Source organism: Meiothermus hypogaeus (assembly GCF_003574035.1).
Lineage (GTDB): Bacteria > Deinococcota > Deinococci > Deinococcales > Thermaceae > Meiothermus > Meiothermus hypogaeus.
In genome coordinates this window covers 58,881-71,680 of the sequence record NZ_QWKY01000004.1, presented here as the reverse complement: position 1 = coordinate 71,680, position 12,800 = coordinate 58,881, and the positions used below count along the sequence as shown (strand labels likewise).

General features: G+C 61.6%; 13 protein-coding genes. 6 read left to right on the top strand and 7 right to left on the bottom strand.

Annotated features, from left to right (window positions below; genetic code table 11):
* Window positions 1–95: 95 nt before the first annotated feature.
* The 3 genes from nrdR to Mhypo_RS18480 form a co-directional block, all read right to left on the bottom strand.
* Complete coding sequence (nrdR, locus tag Mhypo_RS01930; RefSeq protein WP_119339674.1) at window positions 96–620, bottom strand: transcriptional regulator NrdR; 525 nt, start codon at window positions 618–620, stop codon at window positions 96–98.
* Window positions 621–693: 73 nt separating this feature from the next.
* The gene (locus tag Mhypo_RS01925; RefSeq protein WP_119339673.1) at window positions 694–1,413 is read right to left on the bottom strand and encodes an SDR family NAD(P)-dependent oxidoreductase; all 720 of its coding nucleotides are present in this window, start codon (window positions 1,411–1,413) and stop codon (window positions 694–696) included.
* An 81-nt stretch (window positions 1,414–1,494) separates the two neighbouring features.
* Window positions 1,495–4,242: an HD domain-containing phosphohydrolase gene (locus tag Mhypo_RS18480; RefSeq protein ID WP_240637076.1), complete on the bottom strand. Its 2,748-nt coding sequence runs from the start codon at window positions 4,240–4,242 to the stop codon at window positions 1,495–1,497.
* A 492-nt stretch (window positions 4,243–4,734) separates the two neighbouring features.
* On the opposite strand from Mhypo_RS18480, the gene Mhypo_RS01915 reads away from it, so the two are divergent.
* A complete protein-coding gene (locus Mhypo_RS01915; protein ID WP_170148184.1) occupies window positions 4,735–5,751 on the top strand; it encodes an RIO1 family regulatory kinase/ATPase domain-containing protein in 1,017 nt (338 codons plus the stop codon).
* Window positions 5,748–6,695: a GNAT family N-acetyltransferase gene (locus tag Mhypo_RS01910; protein WP_119339670.1), complete on the top strand. Its 948-nt coding sequence runs from the start codon at window positions 5,748–5,750 to the stop codon at window positions 6,693–6,695. The genes Mhypo_RS01915 and Mhypo_RS01910 overlap by 4 nt, the downstream gene beginning before the upstream one ends.
* Here Mhypo_RS01910 and Mhypo_RS01905 read toward each other — a convergent pair.
* Window positions 6,667–6,864, bottom strand: coding sequence for a hypothetical protein (locus Mhypo_RS01905; RefSeq protein WP_119339669.1), 198 nt, complete (start codon window positions 6,862–6,864; stop codon window positions 6,667–6,669). The genes Mhypo_RS01910 and Mhypo_RS01905 overlap by 29 nt on opposite strands.
* Before the next feature lie 28 nt (window positions 6,865–6,892).
* Here Mhypo_RS01905 and Mhypo_RS01900 point away from each other — a divergent pair, with 28 nt between their 5' ends.
* Window positions 6,893–7,885, top strand: a complete 993-nt coding sequence (locus tag Mhypo_RS01900; protein ID WP_119339668.1) for a GNAT family N-acetyltransferase — start codon at window positions 6,893–6,895, stop codon at window positions 7,883–7,885.
* Between the two features lie 174 nt (window positions 7,886–8,059).
* On the opposite strand, the gene Mhypo_RS01895 is transcribed toward Mhypo_RS01900, so the two are convergent.
* Together Mhypo_RS01895 and Mhypo_RS01890 are read right to left on the bottom strand one after the other, a co-directional pair.
* Window positions 8,060–8,587 (bottom strand): chromate transporter, encoded by a 528-nt coding sequence (locus tag Mhypo_RS01895; protein ID WP_119339667.1) that lies wholly within the window; start codon window positions 8,585–8,587, stop codon window positions 8,060–8,062.
* Window positions 8,580–9,155, bottom strand: a complete 576-nt coding sequence (locus Mhypo_RS01890) for a chromate transporter (RefSeq protein ID WP_119339666.1) — start codon at window positions 9,153–9,155, stop codon at window positions 8,580–8,582. Before Mhypo_RS01890 ends, Mhypo_RS01895 begins: the two co-directional genes overlap by 8 nt.
* Window positions 9,156–9,180: 25 nt before the next feature.
* On the opposite strand from Mhypo_RS01890, the gene Mhypo_RS01885 reads away from it, so the two are divergent.
* From Mhypo_RS01885 to Mhypo_RS01875, 3 genes are read left to right on the top strand one after another with little or no spacing between them, the layout of a single operon-like run.
* On the top strand, window positions 9,181–9,975 hold the full coding sequence (locus tag Mhypo_RS01885; RefSeq protein WP_240637075.1) for a metallophosphoesterase family protein: 795 nt from the start codon (window positions 9,181–9,183) through the stop codon (window positions 9,973–9,975).
* Window positions 9,976–9,984: 9 nt separating this feature from the next.
* Window positions 9,985–11,052, top strand: coding sequence for a C45 family autoproteolytic acyltransferase/hydrolase (locus tag Mhypo_RS01880; protein ID WP_119339665.1), 1,068 nt, complete (start codon window positions 9,985–9,987; stop codon window positions 11,050–11,052).
* Window positions 11,053–11,076: 24 nt separating this feature from the next.
* Window positions 11,077–11,568, top strand: coding sequence for a macro domain-containing protein (locus Mhypo_RS01875; protein WP_119339664.1), 492 nt, complete (start codon window positions 11,077–11,079; stop codon window positions 11,566–11,568).
* On the opposite strand, the gene Mhypo_RS01870 is transcribed toward Mhypo_RS01875, so the two are convergent.
* Window positions 11,565–12,776 carry a TCR/Tet family MFS transporter gene (locus Mhypo_RS01870; RefSeq protein WP_119339663.1) on the bottom strand — a complete coding sequence of 404 codons (1,212 nt, stop codon included), beginning with the start codon at window positions 12,774–12,776 and terminating at the stop codon, window positions 11,565–11,567. The genes Mhypo_RS01875 and Mhypo_RS01870 overlap by 4 nt on opposite strands.
* Window positions 12,777–12,800: the final 24 nt, after the last annotated feature.

The window sequence follows — 12,800 nt, the reverse complement described above, 5'->3', positions numbered from 1 at the left end:
GCGGCCTCCCACGAATAGTCGGTACGGCGGTTTTTGCCGTAACGACTACAGTACGACGCTCCGTGTGCGTCGTATTGGTGGGAACCGCGATTTGTTCAAACCGTTCCCAGTTTGACCTCGTCTGCCAGATTGAGTTCGTCCTCCTCTTCCATCTTTTGCGCTTTCTTACCCTTGCCAGGTTTACGGTCAAGCTTGCGCACTTCCTCGATAAAGTTTTCCAGGCTGTCAAACTCGCGGTAGACCGAGGCGAAGCGGATATAGGCCACCGGGTCTAACTCCTTCAAAAAAGCCAAGGAACGCAGCCCGATTTCCTCGGAGGTAATCTCCATTTCCTTGACCGTGTCCTCGAAGCCAAAGGCAAACTCCTGCAAGACCTCGGGGTCAATGGGGCGCTTCTGGGCGGCCAGGCTCAGGCCGCGCAGCAGTTTGTTGGGGTCGAAGGTCTCCTTGCGCCCGGAGCGCTTAATAACCAGCAAGGGCTCCACCTGGGCCCGCTCGTAGGTGGTAAAGCGACGTTTACAGGCAGGGCACTCCCGGCGGCGGCGAATGACCGAACCCTCGTCGGAAGGACGGGAATCCAGCACGCGGCTATCGGGGTTTCCACAAAATGGGCAGTTCATAAAACGGTCGAGAGTCTAAGGACGAAGGTCGAAGGCCAAATAATTATCACCTGCCAGGCCTTTGAAATTCCTTTCACGGTAGTTCCCTCAGCAGGTCATAGATTTCCGGCTGGTGCGGCGGTTCGGGGAGCAAAACCTCTAAAAGCTGGCCCCGTACCCCCTCCGAAACCATCGAGCCCAGGGCCACCGCCACCCGCACCAGGGATCGGTCGTGCTCCTCGCCTACGGGATCGCGGCTGGGGATGACCCCATTAACCCGCACGTTGGTGGGGAAAATGCGGGTGGCCCCTTCAATCAAACCGGCCACCGCCCCGCGAATCGCCGCCACATGGGGCTGCTCTCGTTGCAAGGGGGGCAATACCAGCGTTACAAAGCCCCCGCCGCTCAGGTAGCGAAGGCCCTGCTGCAATACGTACAGGCTGGACTTCACGTCGGCATTGAGCAGGTCGTACCACTCCCCCTCCAGGAGCTCCACAAAGGGGGTTTTGCTCTCGGCGCTGGTGACGTGCACAATCCCGTCGAGCATCCCAAACAGCTCTTCGATTTTCTCGAAGGTATTCATCACGTCGAGCACCACCGACATATCCCCTCGGATGGGAATGGCCGTAGCCCCCAACTGCTCGACCTCGGAGGCAATCGCGGTGGCCATTTCCACATCGGGGTCTACGGTGATGACCGTGGCTCCATTGCGGGCATAGGAGCGGGCCACCGAACGCCCAAAGCCCCGCCCGGCCCCCGTCACCATTACGATGCGCTGCTCCAGACCCAACAAATCTCGTGAAAATTCGACCATTGAACCCCATCATAGCGCAAAAAGCCGTGTGGAGCGTAATGTCGATAACGCTGGGGCTTTCCCCTGGGCAACCCACCCCCATCAGTCGGCAGCCTGGGAGACCCGCATGGCGTCTTCCAACCCCTGGATTCTGAGGAAAACCTCCACCAGATGGCGATCCAGATGGCCGTGGTGGACGCTGCGGCATAGCTCCTGGGCCGCCATTTCGGGCGGCATGGCGGCTTTGTAAGGCCGCTCGGAGCAAAGCGCATCAAACACATCGCAGATGGCAAAAATGCGGGCCGGTAGCGGAATGTGTTCGGCGGCCAGACCATCCGGGTAGCCGCGCCCATCCCAGCGTTCGTGGTGGTGGCGCACCACCTGACGGGCCGCAGGTGGTACAAAGGGCAGGTTGCGTACCAGGTCATCACCCAAAGGGGCATGGGTTTTCATGGTACTGAACTCTTCCGGGGTGAGCTTGCCCGGTTTGAGCAGGATGGCATCGGGGATGGTGAGCTTGCCCACATCGTGCAGATAGGCCCCCCAGCGCAAATCGCGCAACTCAGTCTCGCTCATGCCTAAGGCACGGCCCAACTGCTCGGCCATAGCCGCCACCCGGTCGGTGTGGCCGGCGGTTTCGCGGTCGCGGGCCTCCAAGGCCAGACCAATGGCCCGCAAGGCCCCATCGTAGGCGGCCTCGAGCTGCCGGGTGCGCTCCAGGCGCAAGAGCAAAGCTCCCAGAATCTGAGCGGCCCCCTTGAGCAAGCGATTTTCCGAGGCATTCCAACCCTGGCTGGGCTCGAGGCGAAAAAAAGCCAGCCCGGCCTGGAGCTCCGGATCGCGCACCACCTCAATCAGGTAAAGGCCCCTTATACCCACCTCGGCATAGACCTTCAGCAACGGGTGGCTGAGCGTATCGCCGACATGAAACACCTCCTTTTGCTGCACCAGGCGTACCAAGGGATGCTCACGCGGAATGGGAGTGTGCAGAAGATGCATAGCTTCCGACCTAAGGTGTCCGGCCACCGAGCGGATGCGAAAGGCATCTCCCTCCAGGATACCCAGGGCTACGGCATCGGCCTGGGCCATGCTGCGAATTTTGTCCAACGCCAACGGCAGGAGTGAGGCGTCGTTGCCACCCAGCATCTGCGATAGCTCCAGCAGGGCAGTTTTTTCAGCAATCTCGGCCTCGAGGCTCTCGTTGGCCCGTACCCGCTCCAAGGTGTTGGCGGCGATGTTGGCAATAACCTGCATCAAGCGCAAATCCCGATCCAGGTAGGCGTATGCACCGTTGCGAGCGGAAATCAGCACTCCCAGGGGATGTCCTTTGGAGCTGAACAATGGCATCACGATTTCCGAGTAGGGCGGACGGGGTGTTTTGAATGGACCAAAGGCCCGCTTGTCGAGATGGGCTTGCTGGCTCCAGACAGGCGCCCGGCTTTCCACCGCTGCCCAGCTAAGACCCTGGCCCTGGGGTACCAGCACGTCTTTGATCTCCAGGAAAAAGCCCGCCGCCGCATAGCAGCGCAGGTGTTTGCCGTCCGGCTCAATTAGGAGCAGCGCCGCGTGTTCTGAGTTCATCAGGCGGATGGTCTCGCGTACCAGCCGCTTGGTTATCTCGCCGGTACCCTTCAGGCCCCGCAAGGCTGCGCTGAGGGCCTCGATCACTTCAAACTCGTGGATGCGGGCCTCGAGCTCGGCCTGCTGGCGGTGGGCCGCCAGCAACACCGTAACCTGCAAAGCGTACTGGCGAGCCACTTCCACCGACTGCTCGCTAAAAGCCCGATCCCGGAAGGCGTCCAGATTGATCTCGGCCACCACCTCGCCTCCCAGCAAGATGGGCATACAAAGGGTGGAGCGAATGCGAGCCACCAGATCCTGGCTGGCCTGGTTGAGCTGGCTGGCCAGTCGCTCGTTCTCCTGGTGAGCCGCATAAATGCGCTGAATGTCGGCATGGTTGGCAATGCGGGGTTGGCCCTGCCGCCAGGCTGCCGGGTTGCCGTGCCAGGTTATGACCTCTAACTCGCTGCTACGCACCCCCAGGATGCCCTCGCCAAAGCCTTTCTGAGCCACAAAGACAAAATCTGAACCCTGGCGCAGACGAATGCTGCCGGCCTGGGCGCCTGGCACCACCCGCACCGCCGATTCCAGCAGGCGGGGCCAGAGCTCCTCTTCAGAACCCCTGGCCAAAGCTTCCACGGTACTCAGGAGGGCTGTGTAGGCCGTCTCGATGGGTCTGGTGTGCATCTGGCGGCGAGATCCCTCCAGATAAAGCCCCAGCAAAGGCCCGGTCAACACCGCCTGCAACAAAAAGCCGGCCACCAGTTCTCCCAGCCCCTCGCGGGCCAACAGGAACAAGAGCCCGATATTGAGCAGGCTTAAGACCCCCAGCGCTACCACCAGGGCCTGTATCCGGTTCCGCACCACCAGCCTGGGGTAAAGCCACCAGACCACCAGCCCCCCCAGCAGCAGGGCCAACCCCTGCGCCCCCATGCGGAGGTTGACGGTGCTTGTGGCCTGGGCCACCTGGACAGCCGGTACGTCCAGCAAACGCAACAAGGTGTGCAAACCCAGGGCCAGCACGTTGATTAGCAACAAGCCCGCCAGGGTGCTCCGCCAGCGTTTTTCGCCATCCAGCGCAGCAAGCAGCAAAAGCCCTACCTGTAATGTGAACAACAAGCCAGAGTAAAGCCCCAACACATCCATAAAAAAAGCGCTCGAGAACGCTATAAGACCCATGGTCGAGGCCAGCATGGTGAATGGTGTTATTCCCCAGCGCTCCCGACCACTATGGGCTGCTATCAGCAAGGTTGTACAAATGATGGAGATGAGCACCCCTGCGAGTTCCACAACACCTCGAGGTTAGCTTGTAAACACCTAAAACAGCGGATATTTGCACCAATTTTGCCAGGAAAGCGTTACGGAGCCTTGGTTGGGCCAAGCAACCATCGAAGATTGAATGAAGACGGCATCAAGCACCCAGAACCCGGTCCTCCTATGTCCTGCGCACTTCCCTTGTGGGAGAACAAAAAACAAACCCGCCTTGCGGGGCTAGTGTGCCATGTGCTACACTCCTGGGAGTAGAACGAGCATTGCAAAGGAGGTGAACCCATGATGATGATCTCCCACTTTCTGTCTGCCCTTGGAGTCGCATCCGTGGTTTGCCGCCGAGCGGTTACGTTAATGCCATAAGCGCCAACGTATACCCAAGCTGGGGGCAAACCTAAAGCCCCCAGCTTTCTTGTGGTCTTACGAAAGGAGTGTGCGATGGGAATGATTCAAAATCCAACCCGTTCTCTATTCCAACCCAAGCCCCCTTTGATTGGTATTGCTGAGGTTCTAATGTCTGTCAACAACCCCAACCGGCCCCCGGCCACCTCCTGGCTCGAGGAAGAGCTGGAAGCCTCCGGTTACGACTGGCTTTCCGACGAAGCCGATGGCCGGGAATATTTCGCCGACCGTGCCCATCGCAAAGCCCGCAAGCCGCCCCGCCGCCAGACCGTCAAGAAATTGCTCGAGTCCGGCCAGGCACAGGGCCGCACCTTCGGCGACCCCGGCCTGCAGGAGCTGTACGAGAAGGAATACTTCAGCGAGTTGCTGTGGCAACTGCGCAGCGGCAAGGAAGCCACCCTGTATGTGGTACGGGCCTCGGCCAAAACAACACCCCTGGTTGGCCCCCATCCACCCGCCCCCTTCCCCCAGGAAGGCGAGGGCGCGGTTGAAGATTTTCCCCTGCTGGCGGCCAAGCTCTACGTGGACAGCCGGGTACGCAGCTTCAAAAACGATGCCCTCTACCGCCAGGGCCGCTACATCAGCGACAAACAGGTGGAGAAAGCCATTGACCAGCGCAGCCAGTTTGGCGTGCGCGCGCAAAACATCCTGTGGGTGGAAGAAGAGTACCGCCAACTCCACGCCCTTCACCAAGCCGGCCTCGCCGTACCCAAGCCGGTGGCCCATGCCGGCAACGTGATCTTGATGGAGTTCATCGGCGATGGTGAGGGCCCCGCCCCCCGCCTGAGCGAGGCCGGGTTAAGCCAGGCAGAAGCCCAGGATGCCCTCGAGCAAGCCATCCAAATCCTGGGATTGATGCTGGCCCACGGCAAGGTGCACGGCGACTACTCCGCCTTCAACCTGCTGTGGTGGGAAGGTCGGGCAGTGGTGATTGATTTTCCGCAGATGGTGGAGTGGGACAAGAACCCCCGCGCCAGCGAGATTTTGCAGCGCGACGTGCACGGTCTATGCCGCACCTTTGGGCACCTGGGCTTGCACCCCAAAGGTTCTGAGGTGTTGCGCAGGGTCTGGCAGATTGCCCGCAAAAACGCTACTCCGTTCACCCCCGTGGAGGCGACTTTGCTATGAATATCCGCCCCTTCGACTTTTCCGAGGCCGACTACCAGGCTTTTGCCGCCGTGCGCGAGGCCGCCCACCCCGAGGCGCCGCTGGACATGGCCCAGATGAAGCACTTGGATCGCACCAGGGGCCAAAGCGACATAATGGAACGCTTTTTGCTCGAGCAAGCCGGACAGGTGGTGGGGGTGCTGGAGTACGCCACCCCCTACTACGACCCCAGGCCAGGGGCGCTCGAGGTGCGTTATCACCTGCGCCCCGAGGCCCAGGCCCTCGAAGCGCCGCTTTGGGAATTTTTACTGGCTCAACTGGCCCCCCACCAGCCTCGGGAGCTCCAGGCCCAGGTGCGGGAAAACTGGCCGGAGTTCCGCTTTTTGCTGACCCAGGGCTTTGCCGAAGTGGAGCGGCGCTGGGAGTCGGTGCTGGATTTACAGCACTTCGACGCCCACCCCTTTATCCGCCCCTTACCCCCTGGTATCGCCCTGCGGCCCCTGGGCGAGCTGCCCTGGCAGGAGGTGGCGTTCCAGCAGGCTTTGTACGAACTGGAGATCGAATTGCTCGGGGATGTGCCCAGCCGCGAGCCCATCACCCCCTGGCCCTTCGAGGTCTGGCGGGAGCGCACCCTGCAAGACCCCAACCTGCTGCCCGAGGGGTATTTCCTGGCGCTAGAGGGCCCAAAGATGGTGGGGGTTACCATGCTGTTCAGATCCAACCGGCCCCAAACCCTGCGCACGGGGCTTACCGGGGTACGGGCCAGCCACCGCCGCCAGGGCATTGCGTGGGCCCTCAAGCTGCGGGCCATCGAGTTTGCCCGGAGCTACGGGGTGCGCTACATCCGCACCTCCAACCACCAGATCAACCGCCCCATGCTGGCTATCAACGAGGCCCTGGGGTTCGTGAAGGAGCCGGCAGCGGTGTTCTTGCGCCTCAGTCCCGTACCCCAAAGGCCCGGCTAATGGTGTAATCAATGATCAGGAATAGCACAATCAGCATGAGCAGGGCTCCCCACCAGGGGGTATTGACCCAGATTAGTACAAAAGTGCGCTCGAGCAGTTTCCACAGGATAAAACCAAATACCACCGTGGTCACAATGGCAGCCAACTTCTGGCGAATCTTATGGCTCACAGACTTAGCTTAGCACCAGGAGCAGCATATGGTACCGAACCTGAACATTCGACCTTTTGAGGAGCGCGACTATCCCGCCATTGCCGAGGTGCTGGCCGCAGCCTGGCCCGACGAAGTGCACACCGAAGCCGGGCTGCGCGAGCACGATAAGCACGCCCCTGAGATCCGGTGGGGGCGCTTCGTAGCGGAGGTTGACCAGCAGATTGTGGGGGTGGGCGAGTACACACAGTTCGAAGGCATGTACCACCCGCAAAAGTTCGCGGCCTGGATCACGGTGAAGCCAGCTTTCCGCAGCCAGGGCATCGGCAAAGCGCTGTATCGGCGGATCATGGAAGCGATTGAGCCCTACGACCCCATCTCGATCCTGAGCAGCACCCGCGAGGATCAACCCGACGCCAGCCTCTGGCTACAAAAACTGGGCTTTGTGGAGAAGATGAAATACTGGGAATCGCGGCTGGATGTAAAGCGCTTCGACTTTCGCCTCTGGGCGGGCAAGATCGAGGCTGTAGAAGCCGCAGGTTTCGAGCTTCGGAGCATGAAGGAACTCGAGAGCGACCCGGACTACAAGCAAAAGCTCTACGACCTCTGGCTCGAGGCCCGCCTGGACGTACCGCGCCCCGAGGCCATCAGCGGGGTAAGCTTCGAGGACTATTGCAAGTGGGTGTTCGAGAGCCGCTACTACCTGCCGGAAGGGCATTTCGTGGCCGTAGACCAGCACACCGGCCAGTACGTAGCCCTCTCCACCCTCTGGAAAACCGACGGCGACTACCTGCACACCGGCCTCACTGGCACCCGCCGGGCCTACCGACGCAAGGGGCTGGCCCTGGCTCTAAAACTGCTGGGCATCCGCTTTGCCCAGGCCTACGGAGCCAGGGAGATTCGCACCGGCAACGAGTCGAACAACCACGCCATGCTTTCCATCAACGAAGCGCTGGGCTTTGTAAAGCAGCCGATCTGGGCAGACTATGTGCTGACGTTGAAGGAAGAAGCTCTAAGTGCCAAGGAAGGAGCATTAGCCTGACCATTGGCCCCTTCACTCCCACCGATTACCTCGAGCTGGCCAGGGTTCGTAATGCCGTCTGGCCCGACAGCCCGGTGCTACCCCATACCGGATTCAAAAGGACAGTTTACAAAACCAAAAAATTCATAGGTCGGTGGGCTTTGGCCCAATCGAGCCTGGTGGCGGTGGAGTGGGCTACCTGAGCGGCAAAAGCGCTGCCAACAGCCCCAGCGCTGCACCCCCGCCAATCACCCAGACCACATTTACCCCCCGGTAAATCAGCAAGGTGGCCGCGGCCAGCAGCGCAAACCAGCCTAGCCCGTCCACCCCAAGCTGCACAAGCACCAGCACCATGCTGGCGCTAAGGCCCATGCTGATGGGCACCAGGGCTTTGCGCAGGGCGCGGCTCCAGCGGGCCCGGGCCATCCACGCCCAGCCTTTTACCAGCCACATGGCCCCCAGCGCGCCGGGCAGAAACATGCCCAGCAGAGCCGCCAGGGCTCCCGGCACACCGGCGGCGCTCAGGCCGTAAAACAGCACCGCCAGCATGTTGGGCCCCGGTACAAACTGCCCCAGGGCAAAACCATCGGCAAACTGCTGGCCCGTGACCCAGCCGTTGCCGATGATGACCCGCGCCATCTCCGGCAGGTTGGCCATGCCCCCACCAAAGCTCAGCACCCCAAAGCGCAAAAACGCCAGGAAGACCTCTATCACCTCAGCCACGGGGCTCCACCTCCGAGCCCGGCCAGGTTTCGGCGGCCTCCTGCCAGTAGAGGGCCATGCCCACCGGCACAAACATGAGCAGCACCAGAAGCAACGGCCAGTGCAGCAGGCCATAGGTAACAAAAACCCCCAGGGCCAGCAAAACTGCCTTGCGCGAGTCCAGCGCAATGGGGGCCTGGCGCAGCATGGTGGCCAGAATCAGCCCGATGGCCGCAGCCGCCACCCCGTTCAGAGCACTCTCGGCCAGCGAGCCCGGCACTGCACCAAAGCGGAAATAAGCGAAGCTCAGGAGGAGCATCAGCAGGGCCCCAGGGGTTAGCACGCCCAACAGGGCCAGCGCACCCCCCACCACGCCCCCCAGGCGCATGCCCAGGTGGGCCGCGGTGTTTGCAAAGACAGGCCCCGGCAGAATGCGGCACAGTGCGGTGGTTTCCAGAAACTCCCGCTCGGCCATCCAGGCCCGCCTGAGCACCAGGGCCTGGTAGAGCTGGGCGTTGCCCCCACCCCCAAAAGCCACCAGGCCTACCTGCAAAAACGCCCAAAAAAGCTGGCCAAGCGGCACTTTCATGCCCCGGATGATACACTGTCCGGCGGTGCATTACGTTGTCGGCGACATTCACGGCTGCCTGCAAGCCCTCATCCGGCTCTTGCAACGCGAGGGGTTTTTGGGGGAGGAGCTACAGTGGACGGGCGGGGAGGCCCAGCTCTGGTTTTTGGGCGACTATACCGACCGGGGCCCCAATGGCATTGGCGTGATAGAGCTCTTGATGCGCCTCGAGCGCGAAGCTGCCGCTGCCGGCGGGGCTGTACATGCCCTCTTGGGCAACCACGACCTGATGCTGCTGGCCGCACACCACTTTACCCAGGTCGAAATTCCCAGCTTCAAGCGCCAGGGGCAGCGCATGACCTTTTACGAAATCTGGCAGCGGGTGGGCGGCAAAGAGCCCGATTTCGAGCGCTTGAACGAGAGCCATATCAAATGGCTGCAAAACCGCCCGGCCCTGGCCCGGGTCGAGGGCACCCTGCTGATGCACGCCGATAGTTTGTTCTACCTGGAGTACGGCGATAGCCTGGAGCAGATCAACCAGAGCCTGCGCGATATTCTGCGCTCGGATAGCGTTGAGGCCTGGGACGCGCTGGCCGAGCAGTTTGCCAGCAGGTTCTCGTTCCTGAACGGGGGCATTGCCCTGACCGAAGAATTCCTGGGGCAACTCGGCGCAAGCCGCTTGATCCACGGCCACACCCCCATCTACAGCCTGATTGGCTATGCCCCCCAGATGGTGCTCTACCCGCTCGAGTACAACGACGGCCTGTGCTTCAACGTAGATCACTGCTTGTGGAACGGGGGGCCGGGGTTTGTGCTAAACCTGAGCCAACCGGGCACATAATGACTGCATATGCTGCCCTATCTTCAACTTTCGGGTTCCCCCTACGATCAAGGCCTGAAGCAAGGCACTGCCCTGGCCGACCGGATTGCCCACAACCTGGAGGTCTACTTCCAGCGTTTCGAGGTCGAGTGCAAGCTCCCCCCCCGCGAGGCCCGCGAACGGGGGGCGCGATACCTAGAGGCCATCCGGCAGCAAAGTCCGGCCTATGCCCAGGGCATCGAAGGCATTGCGGCGGGGTCTGGCCAGCCCCTGGTGGACATCGCCACCCTCAACGTGCGCTACGAGATTGTCTATCACCAGTTCGGTCACGAGGCCCCCAACGGCTGTACCGCATTTGCCCTCCTGCCGGCCCACAGCGCCGACGGCCACCTCTGGATGGGCCAAAACTGGGACTGGATGGAGGGGGTGCAGGGGGCGCTGCAACACATCACCGAGCCCGACGGTACAAGGGTGCTGGCCTTTACCGAGGCGGGCATCTTTGGCGGCAAGATTGGCCTTAACGCCCACGGGCTGGGGCTTTGCATCAACGGCCTGGTCTCTAAGGGCGACCACTGGGCCGGGCTGGGCAAGCCTTTCCACCTGCGAACCTATCAGGCCCTGCGGCAAAAAACGCTTGATGATGCCAAAACTGCCATTGTCGAAAACCCCCGCACAGCTTCGGGCAACTTTCTGATTGGCCAGGGGGGAAAGGCCCTGGACATAGAGGTTTCGCCCAGCGGCGTCGCCCTGTGGGAGGACGAACGCCAGCTGGTACACGCCAACCACTACCTGGCCCCCGAGCGCTTTGGCATCGAGGTGCCGCCCATCGAGTGGCTCGACCGCTCGCACCACCGGGCCGAACGCCTCGACCTGCGGTTGCGCGAGGTCAACAAGCCCGGCCTAAAGGAGCTTCAGGCGGCCCTATCCGACCGAGAGGGTGCTCCTTATGCGGTCTGCCGCACCGCCAGCCCCGAAGAATACGCGCTGGGTGAACCCTATCGCACCATCGTTTCGGTCATCATGAACCTGGGCACCCTCGAGCTGTGGGTTTCCGACGGCCCGCCCCACGAGAACCCCTACGTGCGCTACCAGGTATAAGGCCCCCAAGGCTACACTAACCACATGGCCCGAATTCACATTGCCCAAGGCGACATCACTGAGTTTGTGGGCGACGCCATCGTGAATGCCGCCAACAATCACCTGATCCTGGGCGCTGGGGTCGCAGGGGCCATCCGGCGCAAAGGCGGCCCCCGCATCCAGGAAGAATGCGACAGGCACGGGCCCATTCGGGTTGGTGAAGCGGCCCTCACCGGCGCCGGAGCGCTGCCGGTGCGCTTTGTGATTCATGCAGCCGTCTTGGGCGACCAGCCCGCCAGCCTGCAAACCGTTCGAAGTGCAACGCGGGCTGCGGTTCGCCTGGCGCTCGAGCATAACTTGCGCAGGGTGGCTTTTCCCCTGCTGGGAACCGGTGTGGGCGGATTAGCGCTAAACGAAGTGATCGAAGCGATGCTAGACGAGCTACAGGACGCCCCCGACACCCTGGAAATCACCCTATTTGGCTACAGCCCATCCGATGCAGAGGCCCTCCGGCAGGCCCTGGCCCGCCGACGCTAGCCCTTGCGAAGGCCAAGAAACAGCCGGGCGGTATTGGCCGCAGCCGTCGCATAGAGCAAAGCCCCCACAAAGAAGGGAAGCCCGAGGAGCCAGGGCGGAAGGCCGGGTTTCGCAACCCAGGAAAGCAGAACCCCACCCAGCAACCCGCCTGCGGCCAGCGTAAGGCTTTGCAGCCCAGAGAGGGCCCCTTGTAGGGTTCCTTGTTCTTTCGGCGAGACCTCGCGGGTCAGGAAGGACTGGATCAAGGGCTGGCCCAGGTTGCTGAGGGCGGCCAGGGCAATAGTGGCGTACATCATCCAGCCCTGGGTAGCCAGACCATACAGGGTGAAGGAGAAAAAGCCCACGCTCTGGGCTAGGGTAAGCGCCCGTCGCTCGCCCAGTCGGGCCACTATAGGCCGAACCAGCCCGGCCTGCACAATCACACCGCCCAGGCCCACCAGAAACAGCGAAAAGCCCACCTCTAAGGGCTTCCAGTCGAACTTGTAGGCCGTGTACAGTACCCACACGCTTTGCAAGGCCCCAAATGCCAGGAAGATGAGCGTAAGGCTAAAGGTCAGGCCGCGCAAAATGGGGGTCTTGCCCAGAATCGAGAGGGCCGTGAAGGGATTGAGCGATTTAGCCTGGGTGCTGCGGTTTTCCGGCCTGAGCGACTCGGGCAGCACAAAGTAGCCGTACAGAAAGTTGAGAAAAGCCAGACCCGCGGCAAAGTAGAAGGGCAGGCGCAGGTCTATGTTGCCCAGCAGCCCGCCCACTACCGGCCCCAGCACAAAGCCCATCCCAAAGGTGGCCCCAATCAGGCCAAAGTTGCGGGCCCGCTCTTCGGGCCTGGAAATATCGGCAATGTAGGCGTTGGCGGTGGATAGGCTAGCGCCCAGAACCCCGGCGATGACTCGAGCCAAAAACAGCACCCAGATAGACTGCGTCAGGGCCGCAATCAGATAATCGATGCCGGTGCCCACCAGCGAGGCCAGCAACACTGGGCGCCGCCCGTAGCGGTCGGAGAGCATGCCCAGAATGGGGCCAAAGGCAAACTGCATCACCGCATACACCGCAAAAAACAGACCGTTGAGCCGCGCTCCAGCCTCTACACTGCCCGCCAGGGTCTCAATAAGCTTGGGTAGTACCGGTATGACCAGCCCCAGTCCCATCACGTTGATAAGTACCGAAATCAGAATGAACGATATAGAGGCGGTTCGAGCAGAAGCCATAACCGCGCCATTATGACACCAAAC